11 protein-coding genes are annotated in these 17,705 nt (G+C 39.4%); 5 read left to right on the top strand and 6 right to left on the bottom strand.

Annotation, left to right across the window (positions count from 1 at the left end; all coding sequences use genetic code 11):
- Positions 1 to 2: 2 nt before the first annotated feature.
- Genes AWW68_RS12765 through AWW68_RS12755 form a run of 3 tightly spaced genes read right to left on the bottom strand, consistent with a single transcriptional unit; the run spans position 3 to position 7,291 of the window.
- Positions 3 to 2,420, bottom strand: a complete 2,418-nt coding sequence (locus AWW68_RS12765; protein ID WP_068221637.1) for an ABC transporter permease — start codon at positions 2,418 to 2,420, stop codon at positions 3 to 5.
- Between the two features lie 4 nt (positions 2,421 to 2,424).
- Positions 2,425 to 4,875, bottom strand: a complete 2,451-nt coding sequence (locus AWW68_RS12760) for an ABC transporter permease (protein WP_068221635.1) — start codon at positions 4,873 to 4,875, stop codon at positions 2,425 to 2,427.
- A gap of 7 nt (positions 4,876 to 4,882) precedes the next feature.
- Positions 4,883 to 7,291, bottom strand: coding sequence for an ABC transporter permease (locus tag AWW68_RS12755; protein ID WP_068221634.1), 2,409 nt, complete (start codon positions 7,289 to 7,291; stop codon positions 4,883 to 4,885).
- A 183-nt stretch (positions 7,292 to 7,474) separates the two neighbouring features.
- Between AWW68_RS12755 and AWW68_RS12750 the strand changes: the two genes are divergently transcribed.
- From AWW68_RS12750 to AWW68_RS12735, 4 genes are all read left to right on the top strand, one after another.
- Positions 7,475 to 8,848, top strand: coding sequence for a sigma-54-dependent transcriptional regulator (locus AWW68_RS12750; RefSeq protein WP_068221632.1), 1,374 nt, complete (start codon positions 7,475 to 7,477; stop codon positions 8,846 to 8,848).
- A gap of 82 nt (positions 8,849 to 8,930) precedes the next feature.
- A complete protein-coding gene (locus AWW68_RS12745) occupies positions 8,931 to 9,401 on the top strand; it encodes a hypothetical protein (protein WP_068221630.1) in 471 nt (156 codons plus the stop codon).
- On the top strand, positions 9,401 to 10,759 hold the full coding sequence (locus tag AWW68_RS12740) for a sensor histidine kinase (RefSeq protein WP_068221628.1): 1,359 nt from the start codon (positions 9,401 to 9,403) through the stop codon (positions 10,757 to 10,759). Before AWW68_RS12745 ends, AWW68_RS12740 begins: the two co-directional genes overlap by 1 nt.
- A 101-nt stretch (positions 10,760 to 10,860) precedes the next feature.
- Positions 10,861 to 12,765 carry a M61 family metallopeptidase gene (locus AWW68_RS12735; RefSeq protein WP_068221626.1) on the top strand — a complete coding sequence of 635 codons (1,905 nt, stop codon included), beginning with the start codon at positions 10,861 to 10,863 and terminating at the stop codon, positions 12,763 to 12,765.
- A 162-nt stretch (positions 12,766 to 12,927) separates the two neighbouring features.
- Here the strand turns inward: AWW68_RS12735 and AWW68_RS12730 are convergent, their stop codons facing one another.
- On the bottom strand, positions 12,928 to 13,821 hold the full coding sequence (locus tag AWW68_RS12730; protein WP_068221623.1) for a M90 family metallopeptidase: 894 nt from the start codon (positions 13,819 to 13,821) through the stop codon (positions 12,928 to 12,930).
- A 146-nt stretch (positions 13,822 to 13,967) separates the two neighbouring features.
- Between AWW68_RS12730 and AWW68_RS12725 the strand changes: the two genes are divergently transcribed.
- A complete protein-coding gene (locus AWW68_RS12725) occupies positions 13,968 to 14,495 on the top strand; it encodes a transposase (protein WP_068221621.1) in 528 nt (175 codons plus the stop codon).
- 162 nt (positions 14,496 to 14,657) lie between these two features.
- Here AWW68_RS12725 and AWW68_RS12720 read toward each other — a convergent pair whose 3' ends face one another.
- Positions 14,658 to 17,267: an ABC transporter permease gene (locus AWW68_RS12720; protein WP_068221619.1), complete on the bottom strand. Its 2,610-nt coding sequence runs from the start codon at positions 17,265 to 17,267 to the stop codon at positions 14,658 to 14,660.
- A 6-nt stretch (positions 17,268 to 17,273) separates the two neighbouring features.
- The gene (locus AWW68_RS12715) at positions 17,274 to 17,603 is read right to left on the bottom strand and encodes a PadR family transcriptional regulator (RefSeq protein ID WP_068221617.1); all 330 of its coding nucleotides are present in this window, start codon (positions 17,601 to 17,603) and stop codon (positions 17,274 to 17,276) included.
- Between the last annotated feature and the right edge of the window lie 102 nt (positions 17,604 to 17,705).

Genomic DNA, 17,705 nt, shown 5'->3' with positions numbered 1-17,705 from the left:
TTTTATTCTTGACGAAGAGTTTCTGCAGGGTTGGCATCTGCTGCTTTTATGACCTGATACGCTACTGTTACAATAGTTAAAACCAGCACAATCAACAGTGGAATAATAAACAAGTCAACAGAAACAGTAATCCGATTAGCGAAAGCAACTAACCAATTCTCTATCAGGTAATATCCAATTGGTACGGCTACAATTATTGAACCTGCTAGTAATAAGAAATACTCTCTGGTGAGTAGGTAAAACAAGCTAAGCAATTTGGCTCCAAGGATTTTCCGAATGCTTACCTCTTTAGCACGTTGAGTAATATTGTATAACGAAAGACCAAATAAACCGAGCGATGTAATAACAATGGCGAGCAGTGAAAAGAAGCTAAAAATCTTACCAAATAGTGCATCAGCTTTGTATTGTCTGTTGAAATACTCATCTAAAAAGAAGTAATCGAAATGGCTTTCAGGAAAAACTGACCCAAAAACAGCCTGAACCTCATCGATAGTTGCCTGCATATCTTCAGGTTTTAGCTTAATGGAGTAGTAAATGACACGATCATGATAAGTGTAAATATGAGGCTGAACACCTACTTTCAATGATTCTTGACTAATATCTTCAACTATACCCACTAGCCTATAAGGTTCGGTTTCATAATAAATGGTTCTATCAATCCATGAGGCCAAGTCCTCTTTCCCCAGCAAGCGCTCGGCCGTGGAAAGGCTCAAGACTACCGACTGAGCATCGTTGAATTCTTTCGAAAACGACCTTCCGTAGAGCACATTAATGTTATACAAATCGATAAACGATTCATCGATGGCAACGTCTTTCGCATATATAGCTAAATCATCTTCTCCCGGACCTAGAGCAATCCAGCGCATTCTAGCAATTTCATAGCCCGGAATTTCACTAGAGGCTGCAACTCCAGCTACATTGGGTATTTGACTGATTTGATTGATGAAAGCCGGCTTTGCAATAGACCTTCTCTCAGCTTCAATAAATGGCTTCTTCACCACCAAAGTTTGATCTATATCCATTCCGGGTGACTGGCTTTGGATAAAGCTCATTTGCCGCTTCACTGCGAGTGTTCCTAAAATGAGCACAATTGCTACTATGTATTGAAAAATGGTAAGAGATTTTCTGAGAACTAAACCCGATTTACTAGCCCTCACCTTCCCCTTTAACACGCTTGATACCTTTTGTCTCGAAAAAAGGACTGCCGGATAAAGACCAAACAACATTGCCCCTAAAGCAAAGCCTGACAATACAATTAGAGTCTGTTGAATATTAGCTTCATCGAAAAAGCTAATGGGTAAACCAAGCAGCTGCTCAAACCAAGTCTTAGTTACTTGTAAGGCCGTGAGCGCTGTAATTATGGCCAATAGGTTAATGAGAAACCCTTCAACCAAAAACTGATAAACCAATTGCTTTCTATAGCTACCAAGTACTTTTCTAACACCAACCTCTTTAGCTCTGTCCACCAATTTGGAAGTGCTTAGGTTAATGTAATTCACCCAAGCCACTATCATGATGAAGACTGCTATGATGCTAAGAAACTCAACAGTAGTCTTATTTCCATTAGCCTCAAGTTCGAATGAATGATGTGAGGTTAAATGAATATCGCGGACATTCTGAAGCTTAAAAGTAACTCCTTCATCTTGAAACCAAGCATCTTCGATATTGACAAAGACATTATTGATCTTCGATTCAACTTCATCAATTTCAGGGTGAGGTATGGTTTTTATATAGGTGTAAAAGTTTCCCCAACCAAAAGAGTTATCCAGATTCCATTCTGCAGGCAAGCTTTTGAAGGATACAAGTAAGTTATATTTGAAGTGTGTATTCTCTGGTAGATCATCGAAAACACCAGTAATCTTAAAGTCCTTTCCATAATTTTTGAAATGGAGAACTTTGCCTAAAGCCTGCTCATTTCCAAAGAATCGCTCTTTATAGGATTTTGAGATTACCAGTTCATAGGGGGTTTCCAATGAGGCTATGCCTTCACCCTCTATCCAATTCATGGAAAATATGTCTATGGCATCACCATCAGCAAAATAGCCATTCGGAATATTAAATGTTGTGCTGTTACCTTGCGAAGTGTAGTGGGTGAAAGCAAAGGATTGAAAGATCTTCTCAGAATCTATAACTCTAGCAATTTTATCAACCTCAGGAATTGAATTCCGAATTATTGGAGTCATACCCGGAAATACCGAAGCCACACCATCCCACGGGTCTTCACCATCATCAATCCTATAAATTCTAAAAACTTGATCAGTATCTTCTATGTGATGGTCATAGCTTTTTTCAAAGCTCACATATTTAAAAATTAACAGACCAGCAACCATTGAAAGTGCCAAGCCGATGACATTGATGAAAGCGAATAGCTTTTGCTTTCTCAACTGTCTAAACGCATATTTAAGATTAGCAGCAACCATAACACTATTCTTGACGAAGTGACCTTACCGGGTTTAAGCTCGCTACCTTAAGTGACTGACTTACTACAATTAACAATGAAACCAAAACCACTGCAATTAGCGGAAGCAAGAAGAATAACAGCCCGATTGAGGTTTGATATTCGTAGCCATTTAACCACTGTCTGGCAGCCATGTAAATTAGTGGTAATCCAATAAAGTTGGCTAGTAGTATCAACCATAGAAACTCCTTAGAAAGTAACTGAAGTATGTCTTGGATAGAGGCTCCTAAAACCTTTCTTATGCCTATTTCCTTGGTTCGCTGCATGGCCGTAAAACCAACCAAGCCAAACAAACCCAAACAAGCGATTGAAATAGCGAGCAAAGAAAAGAGGTTGAAGACCTTACCAAACTGGACATCAGACTTATATAGACTCTCAAATCTAGCATCCATAAAACCGTACTCGAATAGGTCTCCAGGATAGAATTGATCATAAGTATCGCTAATGTAAGCAATGGTTTCGCTAAGATTTTCGGTTGAAACCCTGATGTGGTAAGTATCTCCACCCACATTATAAAATGGCAGCATAAGCAATGGCTCAATGCTTTCTTTTAGAGACCTGTGGTGAAAGTCTTCTGTAACCCCTACTATAAACCAATCTTGGTCGAAAAATTGAATCTTCTGATTAACTGCATCTTCAGCAGACTCAAAACCTAAAATCTTAGAGGCTTTTTCATTCAGAATAGCGCTGTTAATTAGTCTAGGGTCAAGGTTATGGTCTGATGTTCTGAAAGGTCTACCAGCAAGAAAGTTGATTTCATACACATCGAAGAAACCATAATTCGCCCCTAACCTATTCAACATATGACCTTCAGAATCGCCCACTCTCTTCACTCCGAAAGTTCGTGGTAATCGGTTCCCAAAAACCGTAGTAGAAGTGCCTGCTTTTTCAATTCTTGGATTTTGCTCCAACTGATTCAAAAAAGCATGAATGTGAGTCACGAAAGTGGTATCTAGGTCAGTGATTGAAGGCCCATTTACCGTAACCACTTGCTCTAGGTTCATGCCCAAATCTTGATTTTTCATGTACCTAGTCTGTTTTACAACTAAATACGTTCCGGCAATCAATGCTGTAGAAAGTATAAACTGTAGCGTAACCAAAGACTTTCGTAATATTCTTCCCTGAGCACTCTTACCATAATCTCCTTTTAGCGTTTGTGTTGGCTTAAAAGCAGAAAGCACAAAAGCTGGGTAAATTCCCGAACCAAACGAACCAATTAGCAGTATTATCAACACCCAAACCGCCATTGGAACAGAAGCCATTTTTAAGCTAATGAAAGCCAATAGAGAAAGATCTTCACCTACCAAATTGTTGAAAGGTACCTGTAAGGCCTGAATTAAGGTGATGGCCAACACAAACGAGAGCAAATTCAATACTAGTGATTCCGTAAGGTACTGACCTATCAACTGCTTTCGGCTAGCACCCACTACCTTTCTTACTCCCACTTCTTTTGCACGTTGCAATGCTCTTGAGGTAGTTAAATTCACGTAATTCATCCATGCCATCAACAGAATGAAGACTGCTATCAGAATTAAAATCCAGACCATTCTCCCGTCAGAAGTTTGATGAATTTCATATTCATAATCTGAGTAAAGATGAACCTCTTCTAAAGGCTGCAGGTGGAACTCTTCAAAGGTACCAGTCACTTCATTTCCTCTGAAATATTTGGCAGAAAAGGCCTCCAACTTACTTTCAAAGTCTTTTTGACTTACCCCATCTGCTAGTTCTATGTAATGGAAGTAGTCAGAACTGTTCCAACTGAACCTAGCCGACTCTCCCCACCAAGTAAAGGTTGTTACTCTAGACATGAGCACCTCGTACTGCAAACTTGAGTTTGCTGGAGGGTCTGCAACTACACCACTTACCTGCCACTGCAGTCTGCTAGAACCCATTTCCAAAATCTCACCGATGTACTCAGTCCAATTACCGTCAGTTGTTTGAAATACCTTCTGAGCCATAGACTCTGTAAGCACCACCTGATAACCATCGCTTACCAAAGTCTCAGGATTTCCGGCCAATAGCTCTACATCAAACATATCGAAGTAACTAGGCTCAACCATAAGCGTAGCATTCACCTCAGTGACATGCTCGTTGTAGCGAAACACATTAGTGCCGAGTGTATTTACAGTGGTATGCCTTAGCACTTCTGGGTAATCTTCGGCCAATTGAGGACCAACTGCTGAGTAAGTTATCTGACCTCGTTGAATCATCTGATCACCTTCAAAGCGTTCATTCATTACCCTGAAAACTCTATCGGATTTACTGTTGTATTTATCAAAGCTCAGATGAAAAAAGGCATACTGAAGGATGAAGATTGAAGCTGCTAGACCAACAGACAGCCCCAATAAATTGATCAGAGCGAAAGCTTTATTCTTTCTAAATGATCTTAGCGTTGTTTTGAAATAGTTTTTGAGCATAGTGATTTTATTCGTTTCTGAGAATATTGACCGGATTAGTAAAAATGACTTTTATGGAATGGTACGTAACGGTTATGAGAGTAATCAAAACCAAGAGTAGTATCGACACGGCAAAGACCTGTGCCGTAATATCTACATGATAAGCAAAATCATTTAACCATCTCTTTATCAAATAATAGGATACTGGTATTGAAATAACTGATGCAACTATTATTAAGATAAATGACTGCCTATTGAGCGCATAGGCTAAATCGCGGGCATTGGCTCCCAAGACTTTTCGTATAGATAATTCCTTCATCTGATTTGCCATGCCCATACCGGTTAATCCAAACAGCCCGATACAAGCAATCAAAAGGCCAATAGAAGCAGATATATTTACAATTCGTTGCCATTTCCGACTGTCTTCATATCTAGAATTGAGAAACTCATCTAGGAACTTAACCTCCTCCAATGGCTTTTCAGTAATCTTCGCGTAACTCTCCCTTATGGCGCTTAACCCCTCTTCAATCTGATTTGGTCTAAGCTTTACAAATAGAGTAGACAAACGTCCTGGCTCGGTAATTTCAAACTTTTGAGACGCAATCTCATTTTGTAATGATTCAAAGTGAAAGTCAACCACCACACCATCAATACTGGCTATGGACTCTGCATACATTAGACTATCAGCTTTTAGCGCATTCAGGTAACTTTCATTTAAGAAGGACATTCCCGAAGCCATTTGCTCCTTTTCAACACTCTGCACACCTTCAACATCTACCAGATCAACTCCAAGCGTTTGGAAGAAATCCGAATCTATTGAAATGAAGCTAATTCTATTTTCAACTCCGTTTATAGGATCAACTCCATGAATTATTCTACCTACAAAGATGCCTGAGCTTCCGCTTGCCATAATTACAGATGGATATTTGGCTAGTTCTTCTTTCAATAGGTTAGTCTTTCCTGAGACGCCTTCCACATAAACTACTTGTTCCTCATCGAAACCTAGATCCTTATTATTGATGAACTCAAACTGTTCTCTCATGGCAAGCCCCACAGAAATGAACATCAGGCACAGTGTAAATTGAAAAACCACCATGCCTTTAATAAGCTTTGAGCTAATTTTATGAGAGCCATTACCCTTCAGGCCAGCTAGAGCTTTAAATCTGGATAGAATTTGAGCTGGATACCCTCCTGCAAAAAATGTTAATGCAACGCCAAATAGTAAGCCCCCGAACAATAATCTCAAGTTCTCAAAAAGCGTTAGCGTAAATTCCTTTTCGGCTAAATCATTAAAGCTAGGTAATAGGGCTTGAGTCAGAGTAAAGCCTAATAACACAGCAATACTCACTTGTAAGAATGATTCAGCATAGAACTGACCCTTGAGGTGTAGAATATTGGCTCCAATAACTTTGCGGATAGCCACTTCCGACCTTCTACCAGCAGAAGCCGTAATACTTATAGCTAGATAGTTAATACAGGCGATAATTAAGATAATCAATGAAATGCCGGCTAAAATGAGGGAGTATAGAAATGAAGAGCTATCCCCAAACACAATGGTGGGATCGAGATAAATGTCTGCTATTGGCTTCAGCTGGTAGGTATAAACTGGATTATCTTCAGCTAAATTTAATCGCTCCCTTAGCTTAGATAGCCCACTAGCACCATCATGATCTGCTTCAATATCTCTTAGTTTCTCTTGAACAATCGCCTTGTCTCTAGAATCATTGAGCTTTACAAAAGCTATAAAAGCATTAAAGCCCCATCCATTGTAATACTCATCTTCAAGAAATTGGGAGTTTTCAATTCGAAGAAATACATCTCTATCAATGACAGAATTACTAGCTGTGGATATAACTCCAGAAATAAGAAATGGACCATCATTTCCTTTCAATACCAACTCCTTCCCAACCACATCTACACTACCAAAATACTTCATTGCGAATTTTTCGGAGACCACAGCAGATTTCAGATCAGACATCACATCCTCCACTTTCCCATCAATAAAAGGAAAATCAACCACAGAGAAGAAGTCTTGATCAATGTATTGAGCAAGTTCCTTAAACTCTTCTCCTTCACTTTCGAGGGTTATGTAACCCGCCTGAATTCTAACTAGATTCTCTATCTCAGGAATGGTACTGCCTGCCTGCTCTAGAAAAGGAAGATTGTTAGCAACTGACTTGCTAATCCCTTCAAGAGGCTTCCAATTCAAAATACTCGACTCAATCTCCTTTACATCCTCCTTGTAATTAACTTTAGCAATCAGAAATACCTTCTCAGCATCTGTGTGAAATTTGTCATAGCTCAACTCATCCTGAATATATAGAAAGCAGAAAAAGCAAATCATAAAGGCCAAAGACAAGCCCAAAAGATTTATACCAGAGTAAACCTTATATTTGATAAAGAGCCTAACGGCTATCTTGAAGTGATTACTAAGCATCTGTGCGAATTTTACAGCTTATTTTGCCAGTTCCATGCCACAAAAACAAAAACCTCATTAACAGCAACTTACATTTAATACCGAACCACTAATCAACTATTTCGTGTCAAACTGAAACGTTCTCTTGTCTCATAATGATACAATTTTTACTTTCGCCATCGAACTCACTATTTCCCTATTCGCATGTCTAAAATTGATGGTAAAATTCTTGTGCTAGACGATGACCAAGGAGTCCTCTACACTGCCAAGATGATACTTAAACAACACTTTGAAACGGTAATTACTGAAAAGGATCCTCAAAAGCTAGATTTCTTGCTCAATCAAGATAGGTATGACGTAATTGTGTTAGACATGAACTTCTCATACGGACTTACTAGCGGGAAGGAAGGCATAAAGCTGTTGCGCAAAGTACTAGAAAAAGACCCTGAAGCCCATGTACTAATGAATACAGCTTATGGCGATATAGATATTGCCGTAGAAGCTATGAAAGAGGGCGCAGTAGATTTTCTTGTAAAACCTTGGCAAAAGGAGAAACTCCTGGCTACGGTTACCGCAATCTATGAGCTTAGTCAAGCGAAGAGAAAGTTGGCACTAGCCGAAGCAGGACAAAAGATTGTGGTTAAAGACCAACAAAGAGAGTTCAACGATATTATTTCAGTTAGCCCCGCGATGAAGCCTGTTTTTGAGGCCATAGATAAGGTAGCGAAAACAGATGCCAACGTACTCATTCTGGGGGAAAACGGAACTGGCAAAGAATTGATTGCCAGAGCAATACACAACAAGTCTAACCGAGTGGATGAAAACTTTATAAAAGTAGACCTAGGGGCGGTTAGCGAATCCTTGTTTCAATCGGAGCTTTTTGGCCATGTGAAAGGTGCATTTACCGATGCAAGAGAAAACAGACCCGGACGTTTTGAAATAGCCAATAAAGGCACCCTGTTTTTAGATGAAATTGGTAACCTATCGCTTTCAATGCAAGCTAAGCTTCTCACTGCCATTCAGTTCAAACAGATTACAAGAGTGGGGTCAAATAAAGCTATCCCACTAGATACAAGACTGATCTGCGCTACGAACATGCCTCTATACGAAATGGTGGAAGAGAAAGAATTTCGTCAAGACCTACTCTATCGAATCAACACCGTAGAAATAAAGTTACCTCCACTTAGAGAACGAGTTGAAGACATAGAACCTCTAGCAAGGCACTTTTTAAAGCTCTACGGCAAAAAGTATAAGAAGCAGAGAATGCGCCTTAACGAAACCACTTTAACCAAGCTCAAAGCGTACTCTTGGCCTGGGAACGTTCGTGAGTTGCAACACGCCATAGAAAGGGCCATCATTATGTCTAACTCTCACCTTTTGGCTCCTGAAGATTTCTTACTGGTAGAAAGGCCTAACCAGAATGTGATTACTTCAGATACATTCAACATGGAAGATATGGAGAAGCAAGCCATTCAAAATGCCATCAGAAACGCTGAAGGGAACCTCACTAAGGCCGCCAAAGCACTTGGACTAGGTAGGAGTACTCTATACCGTAAAATGGAGAAATACAAGCTTTAAAATAGCTCTAACGCTTTTTAATTCTCTAAGCGCTTACCTTTAAGCATTTGTGACTATTTTAGAGTTCTCGACCAAAACATAAATGAAGTCTTTCATTGCTTTATTGTGCCTTTTCCTCTGCTTTAATCTTGCTGCACAAGAGGAGAATATTGATGATGTAGCAAAAATGATAAAGGAAAGTCAGCTCAAAGATGAGACAAACGATTGGGTGTACTTTGGCACTTATAAGTACGCTTTGAAAGGAATAGACAATTCCGCTTCAGCTCACCTTCGAATTGACGACAACACAACGGTTCGCATGTACCTCTTGGCCAAAACTGACTGTTATATGTTCTTTGATGTACGCGACCAGCAAGAGAACTACATCTTTGGTACCAACGACCCAATAAGTCTGGAAACTGATTTACTAGGCTACAAAGCCGCCACCTCAATTTATACCTATCAAGAATCCAGTCTCATGAATATCAATTTTGGTATTCGCTGGGGCTGTCCAACTATGCTGGACACCGACTTGAGATTACTCGTTTTTTATGTAAATAAAAACGTAAAATAATGGAGTATAAATACTTCAGAATCAATATAATTATACGTATTATCTTACTGTTGATTTTAGGTTACTCAGCAGTTTATGTTATTACATCAACTCATTTCTGGCTGGTGTCTTTTTGGCTCATCCTAGCTTGGATAATCACACTCATTAGCCTCATTAGATATGTTGAGCGATCTAGAAGAGAACTAGCCTATTTTCTACTTGCTATAAAGCAGGGAGACTTCACAAATACCTACCATTTCAAAAAGAAGTCAGATCTCAATTACGCCTTTCATGAGATTAACCAGGTAATGCAAGATTTGAGTAGAGAAAAAGCCTCTAACCTACTCTATTTACAAACCATTGTTGAACATGTGAGAGTGGCAGTTATCTGCTTCGACTCAGACTATAAAATCAAGCTTTTCAACCAGGCAGCCACATCACTCTTCGGCAAACAGCGCATCAGTTCCTTCAAAACACTAGAAAGCATTTCACCTCTCATTACCTCATCAATTCTTAAGATGAGCAATGGCGAAAAGGAATTGATTAAAGCCAATCTCAACGGAAAGCTGATGAACCTTTCAATGCTTGTAACCGAATTTAAGTTGAAGGGAAAGGACTATAAGTTGGTGTCATTTCAAGACATCAAAAGCGAATTAGAAGCTAATGAAATAGAGTCTTGGCAAAAGCTTATTCGAGTATTAACTCACGAAATCAAGAATTCTGTTATCCCGATATCAACGCTCTCTGAAGTAATTCTACAGATGCTCAGTACAGAAAATGGCAATGTAGATTTAACCAAATTAGATCAGGAATCCATTGAAGATATTGTAGGCGGAATTGAAACCATAGAGAGCAGAAGTAAGGGCTTAGCCAACTTTGTTTCCACTTATGACCAACTCACTAAAATACCAAAACCTAAACTTAAACTAACCAATATTAAAACTCTGATTAATAATTCTTTAAACTTATTCAAATCAGACCTAGATAGAAGCGACATAAAAATATATGCTATTTTAACCGACACCTCAATAATCATCGATTCTGACCTAATAGAGCAGGTTTTAATCAACTTGATCAAAAATTCTATTGAAGCTATAAAAGATACAGTAAACCCTGAACTAAGAGTAAAACTAGAGAACTCTGAACATGAGGTTTTGCTTACAATTGAAGACAATGGCCCGGGAATTCCAGACGAAATACTAGAGAATATTTTTGTCCCCTTCTACTCTACCAAAGAAGGCGGCTCCGGAATTGGCCTTTCTCTTTCCAGACAAATTATGAGACTCCATAAAGGTCAGCTGAGCGTTGAAACATCTTCGCAAGGCACGGCCTTTCAACTTCACTTTCCGCTAACTTATGAACTAAGCCCTGAAGAATAGGTAACATTGAACAGCCTATTATTTTTAGCGTTTGTTAACATCGCAGTGAAAACAATACGCTTACTTTGGCGTCCATTAAATGATTACCAAAACAATATATAATGAAGCGATTGAATTTTGTGCTGATGGCGCTGTTCTTAGCAACAAGCTTATTTGCAGCCGACCCTTATAAATATACCGTAGACTTAGTTAATGTAAAAGACGACAAAGTGATGGTGACTCTGGCTACTCCAAAAGTCAGAAAAAATGAAGCCACGTTTTATATGCCTAAGATTGTACCCGGCACCTATGCCATAGCCGACTACGGAAGAATGGTTTCAGACTTTAAAGCCTTTGATAAGCGAGGTAATGAATTAGAGGTTGAAAGGTTAGATGACAACGCTTGGAAAATCTCTAAGGCCAGAAAAGTTAGAAAAATCACTTACTGGGTAGAAGACACTTATGATACAGAAAAGCCTGGACCTTCTATTTTTCAACCTGCCGGAACCAACATAGAAGACGATAAGAACTTTGTTATTAATACCTCTGGCTTCTTTGGCTATTTCGAAGGAATGAAGAAAGAAGAGTTTGAACTCACCTTTATAAGAGACAAGCATTTCTACGGAGCCACCGGACTTCAGTATAGTAAGAACCAACCGATCATTGGAAAGATCATTAAAGACAACTCTGTCGGAACAGAAGCTAACATTGGTGCAGATAAGTTTGTGGTAGAAGATTACGATAAGCTGATTGACTCGCCTCTGATGTTTAGCGAAGCAGATACGGCCATTATTAAAGTAGCCAATACAGATGTTTTAGTTGCTAGCTACTCCCCTAACAAGATGATTACAGCCAAGCAAATTGCAGCGAGTATTGAAGAAGTTTTAGAAGCCCAAAACAAGTTTTTAGGTGGGAAACTTCCCGTAGATAAGTATGCTTTCATCTTCTATTTTACTGATCAACCAGTAAGCTCTTACGGAGCCCTAGAGCACTCTTATAGCTCGTTCTATTATATGCCTGAGCAAACCATTGAGCAAATGGAACAACAGCTAAGAGACTTTGCCGCTCATGAGTTCTTTCATATTGTTACCCCACTAAATATTCACTCTGAAGAAATTGGAAGCTTCAACTTTAACGATCCTAAAATGTCTCGTCACTTATGGATGTATGAAGGAATGACGGAGTACTTTGCAGGGAGCGTGCAGGTTAAGTACGGTTTGGTGAGCCCACAGCAATATTTGGCCATGCTGGAAGAAAAACTGATTGTATCTCAGCAGTTCAAAGATCAATTACCTTTCACTGAGTTAAGCCTTGGTGCGCTAGATGAATATGAAGACCAATACTACAATGTATACCAGAAAGGAGCGCTAATAGGTGCTGCCCTAGATATTAAGCTTAGAGAGCTTTCTAATGGTGCTTATGGTGTGCAAAACATGATGGCCGACCTATCAGCAAAATATGGCAAGGACAAATCGTTTAAAGATGATGAGCTATTCGATGAGATTGTAGGTTTGACTTATCCAGAAATTGGCGAATTCTTCGAAACCTATGTAGCAGGTAGCGAAACCATCCCTTACAAAGAAATTTTTGACAAAGTGGGAGTAGATGTGGTTGACAATGGTACAACCAGACAATTCTCACTGATCTTTAATCAGTCTAACATTACCCTAGCTGACTATGATGGTAAGCAAATGTTGGCCATCTCAAATGAGTCTGGTTTAGACGAAATGGGAAAAAACCTCGGATTAAAAAAAGGTGATATTATTCTAGAAATGAATGGAGAAGCTATGCCTGCTTACGGCCCAGAAATTCAGGGTTTCTTAAGTGGTCAAGTTCAAAAAATTCCTGGCCTTGACACCTACACCATGACTGTTTGGAGAGAGGTCGATGGAGCAGGTCAGAAGGTAGAGCTTTCAGCTCCGAACAAGCAAATTGAAATTAAGATCCCTCCTTCCCTACAGTTCAACCAGAATGCAACCGAGAAACAACTTCAGCTCAGAAAGTACTGGTTAGAACCAGCCAACTAAAGGGGCAAAGGTTATATCGAAGATTAATGGGTTCTAGCCTATCGCTAGACTCTAAGGTTCCGTCAGGAGTTTTCATTATTGAAAGCTCCTGACTTGTTTAAAGGAAGGAGTAAAGACTCAAACTCAACTCAATGGGCCAATAAGTGCGTGCTTGAGACAAACTCAATCTACCCAACAGCAAAGCTTATACTTTAGGCCGCTGCCGCAAAGGCAAGGGTCATTTCTACCAATGTCTTCTATGGTGAAGTTATCGCTCAAAAACTCTGCAGTATCCTGATTAAAAGTCTTCACCAATGCCTTATATAGTGCAGGATGCTTTCGCTTCAACAAATCTGGTCGTTCAAAGAAATACTCCCCTACTACGGCAAAAAACTCAATAGCACTTGTAGATCCGTACACTCGTATATCTGACTCTTCGTCTGCTATTTCCTTAATCTTAGTATGAACAAATTGTAGCCAAGGCAAGGCAAATGCTTTTTCTTCAAATCCGGGCGGCACACCATCTATGAAGCCATTTTCCATGTCGAACAAATGAATAAACTCATGAATACCTACATTCTGTTTATCACTTCCAATATTGAAACCTTCATGAAGTGCTGGCTTAGAAAGAATCATCTTTCCATACATAGTTCCAGTGCCAACCAATCCAGTAATTTGCTCATCAGGGTCGTTCAATTGAAACCTTCTATTAAATGAACTTGGGTAGAGAATCACTTCTTTAAGGTGTTTATAGGTGCAAGCTGGAAAACCAAAAAGCGGAATAACGCCACTGCTGGCTATTAATAATCGGTCTTCCAAATTTACTTCGCATCGAACTCCAGTTATTTTAACTTGAGACAGAAACTGAATCACATCTTGCTCGAACCTCACCTTATCGTTGCTACTCAACTGAGTGTAGAAACTTACCTTTCTTAATAGAATGTTTTCCCAGCCAAATGGCATTCTTGCTTGTGCTCGCCTATCTATATGTGGCTTTACTTTAGTGTCGTAACCAATGTATAACCAGAGGGCCAACACGCCAAAAAATATCACCAAGACGATGAAATTGGAGATCATAGGTATTGTATTGATTATTTAGCCGACAATATGTAAAAAGAACTCGAATAAGTTCGCTTCTAAATGAAAAAGGCCATTTCCGAGCCCTCGTTGGTGTTGTCACCAACGAGCATCAAATTACTTCGGTTAATTTTCTATATTCATCAATGCACACACATCACATTCAATTCTTTACAGCTACTATTTATAAGTGGACTCCCATACTATTTGACGACAGATTTAAAGACATCATTACAGGCTCCCTAACCTATTTAGTAAGAGAAAAACGATGTGAAATTTATGGTTTTGTGATCATGCCAAACCATATTCACTTGATTTGGAAAATTGACCCTTCTCATCAACTGGAAGATGTTCAGAGAGATTTTCTCAAATATACAGGGCAACAATTCAGGTTTAAGCTTAAAGACTCCAATTCAGGGATGCTAGAAAAATTTGAAGTAAATCTCAAAGACAGAAAGCACCAGTTCTGGCAGAGAAATTCATTGTCTATTGACCTTTGGAGCAGGCAGGTTGTTGAACAAAAGCTAGACTATATTCACCATAACCCTGTTTCTGGAAAATGGAATCTCTCTGACGACTTCGTTCAGTATTATTATTCTTCTGCTTCATATTATGAGGATAACACCAACTACTTCCCTTTTCTCTCGCATTATATGGAGTGTTTTAATGGCTAAGTAGAGAGGCTTGTTGGTAGAAACATCAACAAGAGTAATAGTTGAGCAAGACTTTTTGGTGACAACACCAAAAAGGGCACAGTAAAAAGAACTCGAATAAGTTTGCTCCTAAATGAAAAAGGCCACTTCCGAGAAGCAGCCTTAATACACTAGGTTGGGATTTTACTGCTCTTTTAGACTCTTTACTGGGTTAACAGATGCTGCTTGATAAGATTTAGCAGCTACGGTAATTACACCAATTGCCAAAACAATTAAACCAGAAAGAGCGAATACTGCTGGGTTTAATGCTGTCCTGAACTCAAATTGATTTAACCAATCTTGCGTAAAGTAATATCCAAACGGAATCGCCAAAAGAAAGGCTATGAGAATTAGCTTCCCATAGTCTTTGGACAAGAGCATTAATACTTGTGCAATAGAAGCGCCATGCACCTTCCTCACCCCTATCTCCTTAGACCTTTGCTCGGCAGAATAAGAGGCTAAACCCAGCAAGCCAAGACTAGAGATGACTATAGAAACCATCGCGAAAATATTGGCCAATGTCTTCATAGTTCGTTCATTGGCATAACTTTCTGCATAAGCATGATCTATGAATTGATAGTCGAAGTCATGCTCTGGGTTAACTTGCTCTGTTACCTTTTGAATGGCAGCCAGTGCATCGGTTGTGTTTTCATCGGTACGAATAAGCACTAAAGAAGAGGCACTAGGATCTATACATGTTATAATCAATGGCGCAATTGGCTCGTATAAATCTCTCATGTGGAAGTTTTTCACCACCCCTACTATTTGCCCATCAATCCCCCAGAAGGATAGTTTTTTACCAATAGGATCATCAAAGCCCATCAGCTCTGCCGCCACTTCATTGATCAGAAAATTGGTAGAATCTTTTAATTGACTATCGAACCCTCTGCCTTGTAGCACTTCCATACCTGTTGCCGGCACAAAGTCTTCATCAGTCAGAATCACGTTTACTTCATAGCCCTCGTCTGGATTTTTGCCCTCCCAATTGGCTGAACTTGTTGATCTACCATAATTAAGTGGATTGCCAGAAGCGGCCGAAACACGAGTTACCTGAGGCAAGCGAAGCAACTCGCTTTTGTAAGTCTCCAACCTGCTTGCCAAATCTCCTTCAAGGCTTACAGCTAAAAGGTTGTCTTTATTCATCCCCAAATCTTTATTCAACACATAATCTATTTGCTGATAAATGACAGAAGTACCGATTATTAGTAGCGTAGAGATAGCAAACTGAAAAACCACTAACCCTTTCCTGAAGAAAACAGCAAAGCTAGACTGCTTTATTATGCCTCCTTTTATGGACTGAATAACATTGAAGGTTGGCAATAAAAGTGCAGGGTAAGCACCAGAGAGCGTTCCCACAACAAAGATTAGCCCTAGGATAAAGTACCAAGTAGTGCTTTGAGAAAAGTCTAATATGAGTGATTTATCTACAATTGTGTTGAACAAAGGAAGGACTAAAATAACTACTATCACACTGATGGCTACAGCCACGGTGGTGAGCATAATAGCCTCTAAAAAGAATTGAACTCTTATAGACTTTTTAGCAGCCCCCATTACTTTGCGCAACCCAATCTCTTTAGATCTTCTGCTAGACCTGGCAGTAGTTAAATTCATAAAATTGATGCTTGCCACCAGTAGTATGAAAACGGCTACAACCGACATAATCCTTACATAGTCATTTCTACCTCCGGCTACTACTCCATTTTCGAACTTTGAATAGAGATATGTATCACTGAATTTTTGAATGATGAGTTCTTCATCTCCAGAATTAGGGTTGCCTTTAGTATGATCTTTAATCTCCATCAGAATTTTACCCGATACTGCTTGCACCTTGGTTTCGTCAGGAATAAGTAGGTAAGTTTCGAAAGCACCATTCCCCCAATCTTCTACCCAATCGTTAGCAGCATAGAATGCTTGGGCCGCAATAAGCCAATCAAAGTCTAGTGTAGACTTCTCATCGGTATCTTCAAAAACTCCGGTCACTTGAACATCGAATTGTTCTTCTACTTTTACTGTAGAGCCAACCGCTTCTGTTCTCCAATCTTCACCGAAATACTTCTCAGCAACCGATCTAGAGATCAGTATATGGTTAGGTTGGCTTAAAGCGCCTTCTTTATCGCCAATAACAAGAGGAAAAGAGAACATTTGCAGAAACTCAGGACTGGCAAAACGTCCCTCTTCCTCAATTGCTTCATTTTCTATCTTCAGATCCATATTCATGAGCCAGCTCAGTTGAGCCACTTGACTAACTTCTGAATACTCCTCAGCCACTAAATCTCCAACTGGTTTTGGAATAGAAGCAGTGGTGTTTACCATTCCACCAGACTGTTTCATGTTTCTGAAAACCTGATAAATCTGATCTCCCTTTTCATGGAATTTATTGACTTTAAGTTCATCGTTGACCCATAAAAGAATGAGCATGCATGATGCTATTCCTACAACTAAACCCAATAAGTTCAATGAGGTGTAGCCCTTGTACCTCAGGGCATTTCTGAATGCAATTTTTAAATAATTACTAAGCATAACGTTGTTGTTTTGACCTTTGAATAAATTGATTTGCCTAATTATACCTGGGCGAAACAGCATGAATACATCTCTTGTAAAGAGCCATTTCGCTTTTGATTTATTTGTTGAAGAACGAAGCAAGAAAAGCTCGTTCAGATCGCCCTCCACATCTTCTAGAAGCTCAGGACTACAGAACCAGCGAAGGAACCTTAGTGGTAATTTTGGTGGAGATATTTGAGTTTGACCGCTCATGACCTATTAAAAATCGAATGCAACTGAAGGAATGGCTTCCCAGAGCTTCTTACGTGTTTCCATCACTTGCTCCAAAGCTTTCTTTCCGTGAGGAGTCACTTTGTAAAAACGCTTGCGCTTTCCGCCTCTTTCAGGTGTTGCATCTCCAAATTCGGATCTTAAAAAGCCCTTCTTTTCTAAGCGACTCAACGCGGTCCGCATAGCTCCTACGCTTACCTTTCTGGCCAGTCTCTTTTCGATATCTTCTTTAATGGAAATTCCATAAGCGTTTTCGTAGAGTACTGCTACCGTAAGAAGCACCACCTCTTCAAACTCCCCTAGTGAACTTTTTCCCATAACTTTTTATTTAAGTCTTAAATGTAGCTAAAATATATAAAAGTCCTAATTGTATTTTTAATTACCCATACCGTTGAAAGGCTCCATTTTCACTATAAAACA

Source organism: Roseivirga spongicola, assembly GCF_001592965.1.
Classification (GTDB): domain Bacteria; phylum Bacteroidota; class Bacteroidia; order Cytophagales; family Cyclobacteriaceae; genus Roseivirga; species Roseivirga spongicola.
The sequence above is the reverse complement of the archived record's forward strand: the minus strand, read 5'-3'. Positions and strand labels throughout refer to the sequence as shown.